Source organism: Algoriphagus machipongonensis, assembly GCF_000166275.1.
GTDB lineage: Bacteria > Bacteroidota > Bacteroidia > Cytophagales > Cyclobacteriaceae > Algoriphagus > Algoriphagus machipongonensis.
Window position 1 is genome coordinate 4420096 of sequence record NZ_CM001023.1, and the last position, 18582, is coordinate 4438677.

Consider the following 18582-nt stretch of genomic DNA (forward strand, 5'->3'; position numbering starts at 1 on the left):
TATGTTTATAGTGAAATTAAATAACGAAATACGACAATTTTCGCTTAAAATAATGCAATTTTATACCTGTGCATAAACAGGAAAAGACCTGACTATTTTAGTCAGGTCTTATGGGCTAAACCATAACCTAATGGTGCTGGCTTAGCAAATTACTTGATCTCTACTTCAGCACCAGCTTCTTCCAAAGACTTCTTCAAGCCTTCAGCTTCGTCTTTTGCGATGCCTTCTTTCAAGGCCTTAGGAGCAGAATCAACCAATTCTTTAGCATCTTTCAAGCCAAGACCTGTCAATTCTTTTACCAATTTAACAACTGCTAACTTAGATGCACCAGCAGCTTTCAAGATAACGTCGAATGAAGTTTTCTCTTCTTCTGCAGCGCCACCGTCAGCACCACCAGCAGCAGGACCTGCAACCGCTACTGCAGCAGCAGCTGGCTCAATTCCGTACTGATCCTTAAGGATATCTGTCAATTCTTTAACTTCTTTTACAGTCAAGTTAACCAACTGGTCTGCAAGTTGTGTAAGATCTGCCATCGTATTATTAATTTAAATTTTTTCGTGTTTTTTTTAGAATATAGTATTATTGTTCATCTCTGCTTTCAAGAGCCTTAAGCACACCTGAGATGTTGCTTTGGCCACTCTGCAATGCAGAAATAAGGTTCATCGCTGGAGATTGTAGCAAACCGATAAGGTCTCCCAAAAGCTCTGGCTTTGATTTGAGTTTAGACAACATCTCCAAGTTCTCCTCGCCAACGAAAATATCCGCCTCGATGGAAGCCCCTTTGAATCCAGGTCTTGTCTCTTTTTTACCTAATTTTTTTCTGAAATCCAGCAAAACTTTCGCTGGTAGATTACTAGTCTCTTTGGAGAAAATAATTCCAGAGAATCCTTTTAATGCTTCATCAGAAAGCGTACTGAAGTCTCCGTCAAGATTCTCCAATGCTTTTTTGATCAAGGTGTTTTTATACACTCTGTATTCTACACCTTTTTCAAAACAAGTTCTTCTGAATGCATTTACTTCTGCAACAGAGAATCCTGCCGCATTTGTAATATAGAAGAAAGGGTTTTCTCTAAACTTCTCGGTAAGACCGTCGATTATTACTTTCTTTTCGTCTCTAGTCATAATTATATACCTTGAATGCTACCCTTGTCCACTGCGATACCAGGAGACATTGTGCTTGATAAATGTATACTCTTAAAGTATGTTCCTTTAGAAGAGCTAGGCTTCAATTTAGAGATGGTTTGGATAAGCTCCTTAGCATTTTCCTCGATTTGCTCTGCGGAAAATGATGCTTTACCAACTGCTGCATGAATAATTCCAAACTTATCAACCTTGAAATCAATCTTACCTGCTTTAACCTCTTTTACAGCCTTCGCTACATCTAGTGTAACTGTTCCTGATTTAGGGTTTGGCATAAGACCTCTTGGTCCTAATACTCTACCTAGTCTACCTACCTTCGCCATTACGTTAGGCATAGTGATGATGACATCTATGTCAGTCCATCCGCCTTCGATTTTAGCGATGTAGTCATCCAAGCCCACATAGTCTGCACCCGCTTCTGTAGCTTCCTCTACTTTATCCGGAGAACAAAGAACCAATACTTTGATATCTTTACCCGTTCCGTGAGGAAGTGCCACAACGCCTCTTACCATTTGATCTGCTTTTCGTGGATCAACACCCAAACGGATGTCTAAATCTACTGAAGAGTCAAACTTAGTTGTTGTGATTTCCTTTACGATAGAAGAAGCTGCCTCAAGGGAGTACACTTGGCTTGCGTCGTACTTAGAAAGAGCTTCTTTTTGCTTTTTTGTTAACTTAGCCATTGTTTTTTATTTATTCTTCCCAAGGGGCTTTTCCAGATACTGTGATACCCATGCTTCTAGCTGTACCAGCTACCATTTTCATAGCTGATTCTACTTTGAAAGCATTTAGGTCAGGCATTTTAACCTCTGCTATCTCTCTTACCTGATCCCAGGATACAGATCCAACCTTCTTACGGTTAGGTTCTGCAGAACCGCTTTTTACTTTAGCTGCTTCCAATAGCATGTTAGATGCTGGAGGAGTTTTTACAACAAAGTCAAAAGACTTGTCAGAGTAGATTGTAACCACTACAGGTAGCACTTGACCCATTCTGTCTTGGGTACGTGCGTTGTATTGCTTACAGAACTCCATTATGTTCAGACCCTTGGAACCAAGAGCTGGACCTACTGGAGGCGACGGGTTAGCCTGGCCACCTTTCACTTGTAGTTTTAAATAACCAGTGATTTCCTTAGCCATTGCTTAGTCTTGTTTTTCTACTTGTATAAAGTTTAACTCTACGGGAGTATTTCGTCCAAAGATCTTGACCATAACGTTCAATTTCTTCTTGTCATCAAATACTTCCTCTATTGTCCCGGTAAATCCACTGAATGGGCCGTCCATTACTTTTACGGCTTCTCCTACTATAAATGGGGTATCCAGTTTCTCTGCAAACTCATCAATCTCTTCAACCTTACCTAAAATACGGTTGACTTCTGACTGGCGTAATGGTTCAGGGGTTTTGGAAGCTCCCCCCTGGCTTGATCCTAAGAAACCGATAACACCCGGGATACTTGTAATTACATGATTGGCTTCACCATTCGAAAGATCCGCATTAACTAATACGTACCCAGGAAAGAAGTTTCTTTCACGAACACGCTTTTTGCCGTTACGCATCTCATATACCTTCTCGGAAGGTATTAGTACTTCAGGAATAAACTCATCAATTTCCTGCCTTGAAATTTCATTGTCCAAGTAGGTTTTTGTCTTTTTTTCCTGCCCAGCTACTACCCTGAGTACGTACCACTTATGTTCAGCCATTCTGTAATGTCAATTCAATTAAAATAAATCATAAAACCATGTCATGATGTTTTCGAAACCAAGATCCACTACCCCGATAAACAAGGCAAAGATCAAAGAAGCGACCAGCACCAACACTGCGCTATTTTGAAGAAATGAATACTTAGGCCATGTGACCTTGTTTTTCATTTCATCATAGGACTCCAGAACAAAGTTTTTTAGATTCATAATGTAATACTTACTGGCACGGGCAGAGAGATTCGAACTCCCATCAACGGTTTTGGAGACCGCTATTCTGCCGTTGAACTATGCCCGTGTGAATGAACGTTCCGCTAATGGGAACGCAAAATTAGGTATTGTTCGTTTAAGAAACAAATGCGATCCCAAAAATATTCAGGATCGCATCGTTTAATCTTATCAGAAATAGATTAGTCTAGGATTTCTGTTACCTGACCAGCACCTACTGTTCTACCACCCTCACGGATCGCAAAACGAAGTCCTTTCTCAAGTGCAACTGCATTAAGCAAGTTAACCTCGATAGTCACGTTATCACCTGGCATAACCATTTCAACGTTTTCTGGAAGTTTGATCTCACCAGTTACGTCTGTTGTTCTTAAGTAGAACTGAGGTCTGTACTTGTTGAAGAATGGAGTGTGACGTCCACCTTCTTCTTTAGAAAGTACATAAACTTCAGCTTTGAAGTGTGCGTGAGGAGTTACAGAACCTGGCTTACAGATAATCATACCTCTCTTGATTTGAGCTTTTTCAATACCTCTCAACAAAAGACCTACGTTATCACCTGCTTCACCTCTGTCTAGGATCTTACGGAACATCTCAACACCAGTAACTGTAGACTTAAGTCCTTCAGCACCCATACCGATGATGTCAACTGGATCACCAGAGTTGATAACACCTCTTTCGATTCTACCAGTAGCAACAGTACCACGACCAGTGATCGAGAATACGTCCTCTACAGGCATCAAAAATTCTTTATCTACAGCACGCTCTGGAAGTGGAATGAAATCATCCACAGCATTCATTAATTCCATTACAGTGTCTACCCACTTTTCTTCACCGTTCAATGCACCAAGTGCAGAACCAGCGATTACTGGGATGTTGTCACCGTCGAATTCATAGAAAGAAAGTAGCTCTCTAACTTCCATCTCCACAAGCTCAAGAAGCTCAGGATCGTCCACCATGTCTACTTTGTTCATGAATACTACAAGAGCTGGTACACCTACCTGACGTGCCAAAAGGATGTGCTCTCTAGTTTGAGGCATTGGTCCGTCTGTAGCTGCTACCACAAGGATAGCACCGTCCATCTGGGCAGCACCTGTTACCATGTTCTTAACGTAATCCGCGTGACCTGGACAATCTACGTGTGCATAGTGTCTTTTGTCAGTTTGGTATTCTACGTGAGAGGTGTTAATGGTAATACCTCTTTCTTTTTCTTCTGGAGCGTTGTCGATAGAAGAGAAATCTCTTAGTTCAGATAGACCTTTGTTTGCCAATACAGTAGTAATGGCGGCAGTCAAAGTAGTTTTGCCATGGTCTACGTGTCCAATCGTACCGATGTTAACGTGCGGCTTGGAACGGTCGAATGTTGCTTTTGCCATGCGTGAAAATCCTCAGTTTAAGTTTAAAGATATGTTTAGATAATTATTTAAGCCGTATGAGCCAACGACGGGATTTGAACCCGTGACCTCTTCCTTACCAAGGAAGCACTCTACCCCTGAGCTACGTCGGCTTGAGCTCGATACTTTTTCTTTTGGAAAAAGTATTGAGCGGGAGACGAGGCTCGAACCCGCGACCTGCAGCTTGGAAGGCTGCCGCTCTACCAACTGAGCTACTCCCGCTTTTTTCCGGCTAAGCCGAATTAATTTAGCCCTGCAAAACTAAGAAAAAAATTTTGCATTCGGCAATGTGGGGGAAACAGGATTCGAACCTGTGAAGACATAAGTCAACGGATTTACAGTCCGTCCCAGTTGGCCGCTTTGGTATTCCCCCAACTATTCGTCACTTTTTCCTGGTCTTTTTCTTCGACCTATCTATCGTAACGGATGGCAAAATTATAGCCTTTTTTGAAAGTTTCAAAGCATGCATTTCAAATTTGAAAAGAAAAATTTCACATTGACTGCAAACATCTCTAAATCAATCAATTAATTTTCATCTTTTAATGCCTCCATAAAGTAGTTGTAGTAATTTTTTAGATCAAGGTCCGTTTCTTCCGCCGCAACCTTGGAAATTTCTTCCACTACAGCCGCCTCGTCAGAAAATCCTAAAAGCGCCTGAAATGCCCCCAAGCGTAGGTAGCTTTGTCCTTCATTCTTCATCATATTTAACAAAAACTTTACAGCTTCTTCTTTTCCCTCTTCAGGAAAACGACTGAAATATTCTCCATAATAGCCCAAAAAGTAATAAAGCCCCTCGCCAGATAGCCTCTTAACCTTCTCATGAAACCACTCTCCCTTACCTGAAATAGGCTTGGTGATAAAATATTCCGCCATCGGCACTACATACCTGAAATTATTTTCCTCAGAGAAAGTTTTAACTATCTCAGGGTCTAAAGTCTTCCCCTCCATTCCAGTCAAGCCCATCAATGCAGAACTGGAAACTAATACTGAAGGCTCTTTTACCAATTCCATAAATAAATCTTCATAAGCTAAAGCATCATAAGCTGCCAAAGCATCCAAAGCTCCAGCCCTAACAGAGTTTCTCTCTCCTGTTCGAGCGATCTCCATGACCATGACCTCTAGTTCCGGATTCTCTTCCAGCCACTCTGGATGCCCCTGAAGAATCCCTAGGGACTGCTCCCGAATTGACCAAAAATCATCTCGAATAGCATTTGGCATCAATAATCTTAACTCATCGTATGCCTGACCAGCTGACAAACTATCCAAGGCCTCATACCTCGCAATACCTTTTTCAGAGATTTCATATTGCTTTACCCACTGCTCAGGACTTACATTTTGGTTCTTTATCGCTAACAAATCTTTTCCCTCGTCAAAAAAGACCAAATCCAGCGGGGTATCATTTTCCAATGCAAATTGCTGAAAGGCTTCTTTTAACATAAACTGCTTCGTTTTTCTCTCCCCCTCTTCATACCAGCTAATTTCAAAAGGCATCTTGTAAAGTGGGTTTTCATTTAAATCTTGTATCTGAGTGATGGATATCAAAATATTTTCAGGAATAGAATAATCCACCTCCACATAAAGCTCAGGATGACCCTTATCCAAAAACCATTGATTGAAAAACCAATTTAAATCCTCCCCAGAGACAGATTCAAAAGCCATTCTTAAATCATGAACCTCCACATTGGAAAAGGCAAAATCATTTAAATATTTGTTCAGAGAGGCGAAAAAAACCTCATCTCCCAAATACCGTCGAAGCATATGCAAAATGACACCTGCTTTGGAGTAACTATGGGCGTCAAACATATCTTCCGAGTCCTGATAATAGTACCGGATTAGATCTACCTGTTTGCTCTCAGCTTCCTGAAAATAGGTTTCCATTTCTGCAACCAACTTAAGGGCAGCCTGATCTGGGCCATACTTGTATTCATTCCATAGGAACTCGCTATAATTGGCAAATCCTTCATTTAAAGGTAAATTTCCCCAAGATTCTGTGGTCACATAGTCCCCAAACCAATGATGGAAAAGTTCATGAGCAATGATATAATCCCACTCGGCATCGATGGCTTCCCTTTCATTCAATTGAAGCTCTTCCATGAAGATCGAAACGGTGGTATTTTCCATAGCTCCGGAAACAAAATCTTTTACAACTACCTGGTCATATTTGGGCCATGGGTAATCAACTCCCAATAATTCTGAGAAATACCCAACCATCTCTGGTGTGTTTTTAAATACGATCTTTGCGCCTTCCTCATATCCTTTTTCCACATAGTAGCCTAAGGGAATACCTTCGTATTCATCCTCTACTCTGACAAAGTTCCCAATAGCAAAGGCCGTCAAGTAAGGAGAGTGAGGTAATTTCATTTCCCAGAAATCTTTATGAAAACCATTCCCTAAATCCACCTGTTTTACCAATTCTCCATTTCCCACAGAGACCATAGAATCTGGCACTGTCAACTTCAAAAGTTGAGTCATTTTTTCATTAGGATGGTCGAATGTCGGAAACCACTTTGAGTTATGCTCAGTTTCTCCCTGTGTCCAAATCATGGTAGGTTTTAATGGATCCTCCCCCAGAGGATCTATAAAATATAAGCCTTTGGTATCTGTGATAGCCTGACTACCATTTCCCGAATTCATGTTTGGGAATGCGGTGTATTTTATACTCAGTTGAAAAGTGTCTTGACTTGTTACCTCCTTTGGAAATGAAATTGTCAGGATTTGCCCATCATAAGCGTACCCAACACTGGAAGAATCACCCTCATTAATGAAATAAACTTTTCCAACCTCAAAGTCTTGCGCATTTAAATCCACCTTTTTTTGCGGCTTATTTAATGGGCTCATCTCTAAAACAGCCTGCCCTAAAACGCTCTGATTTTGATAATCGAAATCAAGATCAAGCTCGGTATGAAGTAAATCAAAAGTTCTGGTAAAAGCCCCTCGATAGGTATTTACTAGCCTCTCTTTTTCCTGAACCAATTCCAATAATTTCAGGGTGTCAAACTGATCCGTATTCACTTCAGTTAGCTCAGTACTCTGAACCCCAGTAGAATCAGTGGGTGAGTCAATAGTAGCTTTCCCTGATTTACAAGATCCTATCAAGAAAATTAGTGTTCCTATCCAGACCCAAGTGGACTTTTGTAAAATATCCTTTGCCTTGGTTTGCAATTGTTTCATATTTGAGAAATAAAGAAAAGGCCGACATTGTCGGTTTTTAAGTAAATTCAGCTTCAAATTAACAGGAATGTTTTCAGTAAGTATCCAAAATGAGACCTATTCGGTAGAAATTTCCGAAAACACGGTAGAAGTAAACGGAAAAACTTTGGATTGGGATCTCCAGCGGATCTCAAACAGAAAAATCCATTTAATCCGTAATAACAAATCACTGGAAGCAGAATTAGTTTCTTTGGACCAGGAAACCAAAACCTTGATCATAAAGCTAAACGGAAAAACTGCGGAGCTTCAACTCAAAGATCGTTTCGATTTATTGTTGGAAAAATTGGGTATGAATAACCTAAGCGCCGGAGTAATCCAAGACATTAAAGCTCCTATGCCCGGGTTAATTTTAGATTTGAAAGTCAAGCCGGGTGATGAGGTAAAAAAAGGAGATGTGGTATTGATTTTGGAAGCGATGAAAATGGAAAACATCATCAAATCTCCAGGTGATGGGATTGTTAAATCGATCAAAGTAAAGTTGAAAGAGAGTGTGGAGAAAAATCAAGTTTTAATTCAATTCTAAATAAACTATTCCTTGTAAACGAGTTCAAAATTGAGATTTGCCCTAGCATAATGAGAGGAAGAGATTATATTTGTCGGATTATTTTATGCTAACCAACAAGAACAGGCAACTCCTTTGCAAATAAATCCATCTATGAAATACAAAAGAATACTGCTCAAACTCAGTGGAGAAGCGCTTATGGGCGATAAGAGTTACGGAATCGACTCAAAAAGGCTTCAGCAATACACCCAAGAAATCCAGAAAGTGAAAGATATGGGTGTTGAAATTGCAATCGTGATTGGAGGAGGCAATATTTTCAGAGGGGTTCAAGCAGCAGAATCTGGAATTGACAGAGTTCAAGGTGATTACATGGGCATGCTCGCAACATTGATTAATGCAATGGCTTTGCAGAGTGCTTTAGAACAAGCGGGACTTTATACACGACTCATGTCAGGTATCAAAATTGAAAGTGTTTGCGAACCTTTCATTAGAAGAAGAGCCATTCGCCACCTTGAGAAAGGCAGAATTGTCATTTTTGGAGCAGGAATCGGAAATCCTTATTTTACTACGGATTCTACTGCAAGTCTTAGAGCTATTGAGGTGGAAGCCGATGTGGTTCTAAAAGGCACCAGAGTAGACGGAGTTTACACCGCAGACCCAGAAAAAGACGCTACGGCTACCAAATACAAAACAATTTCTTTCCACGAAGTGTATGAGAAAAACCTCAATGTCATGGATATGACAGCATTTACACTTTGTCAGGAAAATAACTTGCCTATTATTGTGTTTGACATGAACAAGGCAGGAAATTTGAGTGACTTGGTAGAAGGGGAAGAAGTTGGAACTTTGATCACCACACTTTAAGCTTAAGATTATGGAAGAAATCGAATTATTCTTAGACGAGGCAAAAGAATTAATGCAAAAAGCAGTAGATCATACTGCAGCAGAATTATTGAAAATCAGAGCTGGTAAAGCGATGCCTAACTTATTGGATGGAATTATGGTCCAGTACTATGGCGCTCCTACCCCATTAAATCAGGTAGCTTCTGTAAGTACACCTGATGCCAGAACTTTATCCATCAAACCTTGGGAAAAAGGTCTAATTCCTGATATCGAAAAAGCAATTATTAATTCGGACCTAGGTCTTGCCCCTCAAAACAATGGTGAGCTAGTGATCCTAACAATCCCTGCACTTACTGAAGAGAGAAGGATCAATTTAGTGAAGCAAGCCAAGCATGAGTGTGAGAATGGAAAAATTTCTGTTCGAACTGTCAGAAAGGACACCAATGACTCCCTGAAAAAACTTCAAAAAGACGGTGCATCCGAAGATGAAGTAAAAAGAGCTGAAGACGTGGTCCAAAAGCTAACTGACCAATATTCTTCTAAATTAGACGATCTTCTAGAGAAAAAAGAAGCAGATATTATGAAGGTTTAATTTATCCTTCAAGAAATGAAGCCCGGTTTACGAACCGGGCTTTTTTTGTGCAAAACTTTTTAAAAACATGTCTCAGCTTCACCAAACCTAAGCTTTTTAGTTGATTTGGATAAATGTAGCCACTCCCATTCTTACTCCTCCCCTTAGGAATTCTCTGTCTTCAAATCCAGCTCCAATTTCCAATCGGAAAATTCTAAATAGGTTATCCAACGAATAGCCCACTTCCCAGTAATTCTTCGAGTTTTCTGTTTTTAGATAATTGAAAAAGAGGTTTTCTCTAACTCCTGAAAAACGGAGCATCGGCAATTGCGTCAGCAGGAATTTCCTGAATTGATAGTGGAAAATCCCCGATACATAGGAAGTATTGGTGCTGTATTTATAGTAATCCATAAATCGATAATTAGACGCCGGCCCAAAATTGGAGAAGATCGTCCTGTTACCACCAAAGTGTTGGTAATCTTGGAAATACACATTTTTGTTACTCAAGAAAGTACCTGCAGACACGTTGAAATCAAACTTACCGCTGACACCAAATTCAAAATAATGTTCTATTCCAACTTCAATTTGATCAAAATCAGCGGAAGACTCAGAATTTGATATTCCTCCAAATGCTTTGTTATAGCTCAGTTTTATCAAAGGGGAATTGCTGGTAATCGGATATTTTCGCCCATTTCTAATTCCATACTTGACCCCAGGCCTCCACTCAATGGAAGCATTCAATTTAAGAATATCATGATCAGCAAATGCTTGGTCATCAGTTTCTACATTCTCTGGCTGATTGGGAGTATACTCTCTTCCCTCTTTATTATACCAGCTGTAATTGATATTATTAAAAAGCTGATGTCTATTGGCATAGGTTAAATTCCCTCGATAGGTAAATCCATAATTAACTCGGTGTGCCCAGTAGATTTTAGCAAATTCCTGCTCATAGAGCTTCATGTAATTCTGCCTGAATAAGAGGGAGTAAAAAGCATTCACCTGTTCGTTGATTGGGTCTCCACCATTAAATTGATAGATGTATTTCCCCCCTTCAATTCCAAAAGTATGTCCAGAAATTGGCTTAGTAGTAGACCAGCGAAAATCAACTTTCCCATAAAACTTATTACTCGAAAAGCCATAACGAAGCTCCGGTTCAATGTTGAAACTCTTTCGGATTCTATTGACACTATCAGCTAATTTCTCTTCTTGGTATTTTCTATAAAATAAGCCCATTCCAAGCTTAAAGCCCTCTACAGTGTTAAATGAAATCTTCGTCCAATTTTGCTTAAAACCAAATGACTTGCCAGCTCCAAAATTGTAAGTTGCCCCATTCATAAAATCCAATGGCCTAAACTTACTTCTTGCTTTTTTTGCTACCGAATCTACCTCACTTACTTTAGCTGCTTCCACCACTGCCAAGCTATCATCTCGGTTATAGCCCTCTATTTCTTTTTCTGTCAATGGCACAGGGCGAATACTATCCCAATAAGATAACTCACGCTTCTTAGCTAAGGAATCTATACTGTAGTAGCTTTCACGAATGACTTCCGGTTCCTCTCTTTCCTTCATCGCCTCCTTTTCGTACTCATTGATCATCTTCCTATACTCTTTTCGAGTCGTCGGCTGTTCCTTGGCCAACTGCTCCAAAGCAGATTCTGATTTATCAAATTCCGCTACTTCATCCGGAACTTCCTGAACTTTTTCATCAATGATTTCCGGCACATAGGCTAAATCAGGATTCATTGTCACTTCATAATCACGAGTAGAAGCCAGGTATTTAAACTCCCCTTCAAAGCCAAAAAACTTACCTCCAAAACGGTAAGTATGTGTCAAAGGCATCCAGACATTTTCGGCTACGGGCGCGTATTGCTGAGTTGCTTGAATCTGAAAACCCAAAAGAGAGGTTTTTAGATTTAAAGAATGAATGGCCCAAAGGTCTTCTATGATATAAATATATCCTTCAAAAACGCGTTCTCCTCTGGATCTGGGGGTTACTTTAATTTTATTGACCAAAACATCCTGATCAAAGAAAGTCCCTTCATACGTGAAGCGATAGTAAGCAAATGCTGACCTGGATAAGGGGGATATGATTTCGTTAATTTTTTCCTGATAAAAGCTCGTTTGAATGTATGGAGCTGGAGAAGTGGACTGGTTATCTCCATTGGTACGGATAGAGATAACTTTCTCCTCGACCTTATTTGGTTGAGTAAATGTGATCCTGGATACGGATTCACTGGTATAGGCTTCGTTAAGATTTAAACCTTCTTTTTCCAGCGTTTTCCTTAGAAAAAATGGAGCATCTGTTAATTGACCAGTACCTTTCAGGTACACCGTCATCGAATATTTTTGGAGCTGTAACCTATGGAATTTTGCTTTAGAGATCGCTTTTCTCATAATCGTAAGTGCAGGATCCTCTTGACCTGCTTTCACTTCCACTGTACCTAAAGTATAGGTCTGTGGCTCAAGCTCAAAATCCATCTCTACCCAAGCATCCCCTACCTCAATGGTTTTTAATTGAGACTTATATCCTAAATATTGAACCAGTACATCATATACCCCGGGCTTCAGCTTGTATTCATAGTTACCTTCTTGGTTGGTGGGAACTCCGTCTCCCAAATTCCTGATATAAACGGAGGAATAAGGTAAAATTTCACCTTCTGTAGTCAGCACTTTGCCTCGAATCCCCTGTGCCAAAGCAGAGCTTCCAATTACCACCGAAATCAGTAACAATAAAAAAGATCGAATAAAAATCTTGTTATCAGTAAGCATAAATAATATTATAGCTTTAAATATACCTGAATCACTTTCTTAACAACAACCTCTTAATATGATTTAAGAATTAAAAAACACTAAACAGAGTTGCCATATACATCGCCTGCTCACTTATTCACAACCTAATACGATCCAGGCTTTTCAAACATTCAATCGTAAAAGAAAGATTAAGGCTTATGGGATCTCTACGATTAAATTAAAAAACAGTTTATCACTTTAATTCTACCACTTCTGGATCGAAAGAAAACCCTTTTCAGGACCATGATTAATTTAAAATTCTTTATCCGCCTATGTATACCTATAAACGCGTCTCCATTTAAAATTTTTAGCCTTAGAGACTACTAATTTTCATTTGAAAGCCACTTAAGTGGTTTTATTCAATTATTTGAACTACCTCAAGGAAATCGTCATTTTTCGCATAAATCAACCACGTCTTCTTATTGACAGTTACCGTTCTAATCTCTCGCACATCACCACGGATTTTAAGCCTATCAAGCATATCCAATCTGAAATTCCCTAAGGAATCTCCCAAAAGAATCTGCCCCCAACTTCCCTGATACGCACCAAAATAGGGAGAAGAACTAGTCTTGTTTCCCCCTAATACCAAGTCTAGATTTCCGTCTTGGTCTACATCTACCAGTTCAATCGCCTCAATGGGAGCAAATTGAGCTTCTACAGGCAGTTTCTTTGAACGAAACCCCTTGCCGTCTTGATTTATCAACACCACAGACTCAAACTGATGGGCTTCCAGATATTCTGCCTCTTCAGTATTTAAATAGGATAACAATTCATCCACACTCTTTCCAGCAAAATCCTCATTATGTAAAAATTTCTTTTTTAGGATTGGCATTTGTTTTACAAGTTCGTCTTTTGAAGCTATGGTATAATATTTCCCTTCCACTGAATAAGAAATAAGCTGTTCTGAAGTCCCATTTTGGTCAAAATCATTTACAATCATTTTTACGGGATGTTCTTTGGAAGCTTTCAACCGACTATTTAAACCCAAATTGCCAACTACCAAGTCAGGATAACCATCTCCGTTCAGGTCTTCTGCAACAATTGAGTTCCACCAACCTTTTGATTTTTCCAACCCAAATAGGCTGGTCTCATTTATCAACTCCCCGTCTCGATGCATGAAAATATTGATTGGAATCCACTCTCCCACCACGATCAAATCCAGGTTACCATCTAGGTCTAAATCTTTCCAGACGGCATCCTTTACCATGCCTATCAATTCCAATTCTGGAGCAATTTCCTTCGTTAGGTTCAGATATTGATTCTCCCCTTGATTTTGAAATAAATAACTTTTTGGCCTATATCCATATTCCCCTACAACGTTCCTACCTCCAATCATTAGATCCATCTTCCCATCCTCATTTATATCCACCGCATTTACCACCGAAACTTGAGTGTTTGGTTCCAATGGTAACTTTACTTTTTGATAAAACTCCCCTTTTCCATCATTCAGATATATGTTGGTCGATTCACCCTGATCATTTGGGATTTGGATATTCCCTCCTCTTCCTACCAATAAATCCAAAAAACCATCCCCATTACTGTCAAATAAAACCGCACTAACGTCCTCCAAATCAGCATCTTCTTCCAGTAAAGGCTGATTCACTTGATAAAATCGACCTTCTTTACTTTGAAAAAAAACTACTCCAGACTGCCCTGATGCTCCTCCAACAAAAACATCATCCAGCCCATCTCCATTTAGATCTCCTGTGGCCAACGCAGGACCTTCACGTGACAATTTATGAGGCAGTAATGGCTCCGTATTAAAATCATTATATTCATTTTCACGGTGTTGAAAATCTAGTCCAGATAAATCTTTATCCAAAACTTTCAACGAGGGTTCATTTGAATTTTCTACTGGTTGCTCAGAAAAAATTGCATTTGATTCATCTAATACAAGAGTCGTATTGACCTTGATATTTTTCAGGGTTTCTGATTTTCCACTTGGCCAGGTAACCTTTAGAGAATCTAAGCTATTGAAATCACCTAATCCAAAATGGACTTCCGGTGCAATGGAGGACTGGAATCCTCTGCTGATAAAGTTTTCCTGAATTTGAATCTGATCCTTGTGATACAACGCTACTCTTGCCCCAATTCCAAACTGGTTTAAACCAAGGCCTTTGAATCTCAATTTTAGATGATTTACGATTTGGCTACTGTCAGAAATCTGCTTCAACTTATTTTCGTAAATACCCGCTGGTTGATTGATGTTATTAACCACCAAATCCAAATCACCGTCATTATCCAAGTCCGCATATACAGCTCCATTAGAAATACCTTTTCCGAAAACACCCCATTCTTGGGAAACATCCGAAAAAGTAAGGTCGCGATTGTTTTTAAAAATGAAATTACTGACATCTCCTGGGGGCATTTCATCTGCTAGCCTCAGATCACTGATATCCGGTTTATTTTGTAAGCCATCTTCTATTTCAGGATTAGTAACAAAATTGATATAATCTAGGTCATTGGGTCTTCTAACTATCCCATTGGTAACAAACAAATCTTTCCATCCATCATTATCAAAATCTCCAAACAAAGCTGCCCAACTCCAATCTGTTGCGTAGACGCCGGAGAATTGTCCGATTTCCGAAAAGGTGCCATTCGTATTGTTCAGCTGTAAACTGTTTCTAGACACTTGTCTTTCAAACCCAAACCCCAATTTGAGCTGGTATACTTCTTCGCTGTCTTCTCCTGCTGACATTTTTTGAATGATTTCATCCCTAGGCAACATGTCCATGGTGATAAAGTCAATCCACCCGTCATTATTAAAATCTGAAAAATCGCTCCCCATTGAGAACCTACTGCTGTAATTGACACCAGAAGAAATTTGCTCCTTAAATGTACCGTTCCGCTGGTTGATATATAGGTAATCATTCTCATTAAAATCATTTGAAACATAGATATCTGGCCAACCGTCGTTGTTGATATCGGAAATTCCAATACCCAAGCCATATCCAATTTTGCTCGAAAAAATTCCTGCTTCTCTTGTAATCCCGGTAAACTTCTTTTCTCCGCTTTCTAAGTTGTTTCGATAGAGTCTGTCACCAGCAAACCCATCATCAAAATACCTAGATTCGGCCCCGCCATAACTTCTCTCAGTGTGCACGGCATGATTGAGCAAGTACATATCCAAATCACCATCTTTATCAAAATCAAAAAATGCTGCTTGGGTGCTGAAGCCTTGAAAATCCAAACCATATTCTTCCGCACTTTCTGTAAAAGACAAGTCTCCGTTATTGATATACAATTCATTTCTCCCTCGTACTGATTTCCAGTTTCCCAGTCTACAAACGTAGATATCCAGTAGTCCATCTCCGTTGATATCCGCCATAGTCACTCCTGTTTTCCAGGGTTGATCAGATTCCAGTCCTGCTTGGATGGTGATATCTTCAAATACCATCCTCCCCTTATTCAAATAAAGTTTATTGGAACCCTGATTAGAAGAAAAATAGAGATCAATCAGCCCGTCATTATTGATGTCACCAGCTGCTACCCCTCCGCCATTATAAAAATACAGGTATTCAACAATGTTAAACTCTTCTGTTTCTATCAAGGTATTAGTAAAGTCAACACCGGTTTTTTGAGGAGGCAGACTTTCAAAAAGTGAATCCTGCTTTTGTAAACATGAAGTCAGAATAATCAGAGGTATAATCAAAAAATGAAAACGGACGTTTTTCATGCAATCTAATTTGTTTCATCAACCAATTTGAATAACCGAGCTAGACCTTGGTATTAAAGACAATTCTATCGATTAATATTTCCCAACTTAAGCCACTTTTGATCAATTTGATGGCACTTGTTCTTGAGACTGGCTTTTTTCAAATTCTTCCTTTAGCCTCTTCTCTACTTTTAAATCAGTGAAAACAGCTTGGACAAACTGTTCATCTTTGACAAATAAGTTAATCCTTCTTTTACCATCAATTTTATAATAGACTTTTCCTTGGGTGGGATGATTCAGTAATTCAAAATCATCACCGTAGGTCAATTTGTATTTTTCAAGAACTTTCGGAAGGAGGCTTTCAGCCCAATACTGTCTGTTCCAAGGTGCCCAGGCCACATAAGAATAGATAATAGGCATTTCATATATTTTTTCGTCAATAAAAGTTGGGAAAAACCGCATGCTGACCTCACTATCATATTCATCGACGATTCTATATTCTACATTGGTGGAGCCCCCTGGACCCTGAGTGATTTTTTGCTGTTTATTAAGCTCAGTACAATGATCAAAAAAATCTTTTTGGGGCATTCCTAAATAAAAGCCCAAAAATAAGCTATCTGATTCTGAAAAATTATCTTCTGAAGAATTAAGGAAGGAAGATTCACAACTCTGAAAAACTAAACTTAGAACCAGGGTTGAAAATAATATGGTAAAATATCTACGCATTGATAAATTGATCATAAGAAACTAAGAAAATTTTCTCCTAGTAGTTGAGTGTAGGGAAGAGGAATTAAATGAATTTGAAACTATAATTCAATCTTTTTTTAAGCAAACTTGATATAAAATGCTTTTAAAAAAAAAGCAAGCTGAAAACTCAGCCTGCTTTTTAGTCTTGATCGAATACTGATTAATTGTACCCAGGGTTTTGTTGTAATTTTGGATTCGCAAGTAGTTGTGGCTGAGGAATTGGAAACAATTCCAAATAGCTTCCCGGTGAGTGTACTAGCTTTGGTCTGTTCATACCTTCAAATGGCCACCAGGCTTCTCCATACTTTTTAAATCGAATTAAATCCTGTCTTCTGGTCATCTCGACAAACATTTCTCTACCTCTTTCCGCAAATAGATTCTCTTCAGTTATAGAAGTAAATGGCTCTAGATTACCCGCTCTGGCACGAATTTGATTAACCAAAGCCAATGCTTCAGTGGTTTCTCCCATTCTAAATTTGGCTTCAGCAAGTGAAAGAATAGCGTCAGATAGCCTAAATATCACAAAATCATTGCTCATGTTATCGGTCCCTCCAACTTCAAATTCGTATTTCGCAATTCGAGCTCCTGCTTGACGCAACCCTCCTGGAGAAATCTCATTAAGGTAGGGCATGAATGTAAGTGGAGGTCCATTTGGATCACCGTTTCTTCCAGTTGGATCTGTAGGTTCAACTCCCGGATCAACCAAAGTTGTTCCATCGGATCTAAATTGAGGGCCAACCAAGAAATTACTTAATCTTCCATCTATGGTTCCAGTGGATTGCTCCAAAGCCAATCCCTTCCAAACAGGTCCTTGAGTACCTGGATTTTTTGCCGGATCAACATAGGAATTGTAAAACTCTTCAACTGTCTGATAGCCATTCCAAGGCTGTTGGGTAAGATTAAATGTAGATTGACTCACAATATGCAGTGTCATCATTACCCAGTTAAAGCCGCCTGCAAACACCTTGTCATAAGGATAGACAAAGATATTTTCGGTTGATTGGCTGTTGTTTATTAGAAAATTACTTTGGTAAGATGGCATCAAGCTGTAAATACCACTATCGATGATTTCTGAGGCATCTGCCGCAGCTAAAGCCCATTGAGGAGAACCAGTATAAACTTCTGCATTAAGATAGAGTTTCATTCTTATCATTAATGCACTCCATTTGGTCATCCTACCATAAGTAGTACCGTCTTTTGCTGTCGGTAGTAAGGGGATAATTTCATTGAGTTCACCTAATACAAAATCATAAACTTCCTGCCTTGATTTGGTATCAGGTGCCTCCGTATCACTGAAATCTGTAACAATCGGCACATTACCAAAAGCGTCCAATGCCCAGTAATAATAAAGAGCCCGTAGCGCCCGTAACTCAGCTATAAAAGCCTCAGAACTAGGATTATCCAATGTTTCAAAAGAAAAGATCAATCTGTTGCAAGTATTGATTCCTCCGAAAAGGAAATTCCAGGAATTCTGAAAGAAAGGATTATCGCTTTTGAATTCATGCTGGTGCAATTGCAGTAGCACACCTCCATCAAACCAGTCTCCACCTTTGTGAGAAACTACAATTTCATCCGAGGCGATTTCATTGATTGACCAAAGTCCAGAGTGATTACCTAGTCCACCTAGGGATGTATATGCTTGTCCAAGAGCAGAAATAAATTCTTCATCGGTATTGAAAAAGTTATCAGCTGTTACAGCACTATAAACTTCTTCGTCTAAGTCGACACATGATGAAGCGAAGTAACTCAATCCCAGGCCAATCAAGAAGTATCTTATATTTAATATTTTTTTCATGATATCTTATGTTTTAGC

The 18582-nt window shown here is 39.4% G+C and carries 15 protein-coding genes and 4 tRNA genes; 3 read left to right on the forward strand and 16 right to left on the reverse strand.

The window, feature by feature from the left end; genetic code table 11:
• Positions 1–149: 149 nt before the first annotated feature.
• The 12 genes from rplL to ALPR1_RS18785 all read right to left on the reverse strand — a co-directional run bounded on the left by rplL (position 150) and on the right by ALPR1_RS18785 (position 7622).
• On the reverse strand, positions 150–533 hold the full coding sequence (gene rplL, locus ALPR1_RS18730; RefSeq protein WP_008203042.1) for a 50S ribosomal protein L7/L12: 384 nt from the start codon (positions 531–533) through the stop codon (positions 150–152).
• Between the two features lie 46 nt (positions 534–579).
• Positions 580–1122 carry a 50S ribosomal protein L10 gene (gene rplJ / locus ALPR1_RS18735; protein WP_008203043.1) on the reverse strand — a complete coding sequence of 181 codons (543 nt, stop codon included), beginning with the start codon at positions 1120–1122 and terminating at the stop codon, positions 580–582.
• 2 nt (positions 1123–1124) lie between these two features.
• Entirely contained in the window at positions 1125–1823 is a 699-nt protein-coding gene (rplA, locus tag ALPR1_RS18740) for a 50S ribosomal protein L1 (RefSeq protein ID WP_008203045.1), read from the reverse strand.
• Positions 1824–1833: 10 nt separating this feature from the next.
• Positions 1834–2277 (reverse strand): 50S ribosomal protein L11, encoded by a 444-nt coding sequence (rplK, locus tag ALPR1_RS18745; protein WP_008203047.1) that lies wholly within the window; start codon positions 2275–2277, stop codon positions 1834–1836.
• A 3-nt stretch (positions 2278–2280) separates the two neighbouring features.
• On the reverse strand, positions 2281–2838 hold the full coding sequence (gene nusG / locus ALPR1_RS18750; protein WP_008203050.1) for a transcription termination/antitermination protein NusG: 558 nt from the start codon (positions 2836–2838) through the stop codon (positions 2281–2283).
• 18 nt (positions 2839–2856) lie between these two features.
• On the reverse strand, positions 2857–3045 hold the full coding sequence (secE, locus tag ALPR1_RS18755; RefSeq protein ID WP_008203051.1) for a preprotein translocase subunit SecE: 189 nt from the start codon (positions 3043–3045) through the stop codon (positions 2857–2859).
• Positions 3046–3059: 14 nt separating this feature from the next.
• Positions 3060–3133: transfer RNA gene (locus tag ALPR1_RS18760), tRNA-Trp, on the reverse strand.
• 112 nt (positions 3134–3245) lie between these two features.
• The gene (tuf, locus tag ALPR1_RS18765; RefSeq protein WP_008203052.1) at positions 3246–4433 is read right to left on the reverse strand and encodes an elongation factor Tu; all 1188 of its coding nucleotides are present in this window, start codon (positions 4431–4433) and stop codon (positions 3246–3248) included.
• A 59-nt stretch (positions 4434–4492) separates the two neighbouring features.
• A tRNA-Thr gene (locus ALPR1_RS18770) sits at positions 4493–4564 on the reverse strand.
• A gap of 36 nt (positions 4565–4600) precedes the next feature.
• A tRNA-Gly gene (locus ALPR1_RS18775) sits at positions 4601–4673 on the reverse strand.
• 68 nt (positions 4674–4741) lie between these two features.
• A tRNA-Tyr gene (locus tag ALPR1_RS18780) sits at positions 4742–4824 on the reverse strand.
• A gap of 152 nt (positions 4825–4976) precedes the next feature.
• Positions 4977–7622 carry a M1 family metallopeptidase gene (locus tag ALPR1_RS18785; RefSeq protein ID WP_153231839.1) on the reverse strand — a complete coding sequence of 882 codons (2646 nt, stop codon included), beginning with the start codon at positions 7620–7622 and terminating at the stop codon, positions 4977–4979.
• 67 nt (positions 7623–7689) lie between these two features.
• Here ALPR1_RS18785 and ALPR1_RS18790 point away from each other — a divergent pair, with 67 nt between their 5' ends.
• The 3 genes from ALPR1_RS18790 to frr all read left to right on the forward strand — a co-directional run bounded on the left by ALPR1_RS18790 (position 7690) and on the right by frr (position 9598).
• Entirely contained in the window at positions 7690–8184 is a 495-nt protein-coding gene (locus tag ALPR1_RS18790; protein WP_008203054.1) for an acetyl-CoA carboxylase biotin carboxyl carrier protein subunit, read from the forward strand.
• A gap of 132 nt (positions 8185–8316) precedes the next feature.
• Complete coding sequence (gene pyrH, locus ALPR1_RS18795) at positions 8317–9027, forward strand: UMP kinase (RefSeq protein ID WP_008203055.1); 711 nt, start codon at positions 8317–8319, stop codon at positions 9025–9027.
• Positions 9028–9037: 10 nt separating this feature from the next.
• Entirely contained in the window at positions 9038–9598 is a 561-nt protein-coding gene (frr, locus tag ALPR1_RS18800; RefSeq protein WP_008203056.1) for a ribosome recycling factor, read from the forward strand.
• A gap of 96 nt (positions 9599–9694) precedes the next feature.
• On the opposite strand, the gene ALPR1_RS18805 is transcribed toward frr, so the two are convergent.
• The 4 genes from ALPR1_RS18805 to ALPR1_RS18820 form a co-directional block, all read right to left on the reverse strand.
• Entirely contained in the window at positions 9695–12346 is a 2652-nt protein-coding gene (locus ALPR1_RS18805; protein WP_008203057.1) for a DUF5686 and carboxypeptidase regulatory-like domain-containing protein, read from the reverse strand.
• Between the two features lie 376 nt (positions 12347–12722).
• Positions 12723–16043: an FG-GAP-like repeat-containing protein gene (locus ALPR1_RS18810; RefSeq protein ID WP_008203058.1), complete on the reverse strand. Its 3321-nt coding sequence runs from the start codon at positions 16041–16043 to the stop codon at positions 12723–12725.
• A gap of 102 nt (positions 16044–16145) precedes the next feature.
• Positions 16146–16763 carry a hypothetical protein gene (locus ALPR1_RS18815; protein WP_202795640.1) on the reverse strand — a complete coding sequence of 206 codons (618 nt, stop codon included), beginning with the start codon at positions 16761–16763 and terminating at the stop codon, positions 16146–16148.
• Between the two features lie 166 nt (positions 16764–16929).
• Complete coding sequence (locus ALPR1_RS18820; RefSeq protein WP_008203061.1) at positions 16930–18564, reverse strand: RagB/SusD family nutrient uptake outer membrane protein; 1635 nt, start codon at positions 18562–18564, stop codon at positions 16930–16932.
• Between the last annotated feature and the right edge of the window lie 18 nt (positions 18565–18582).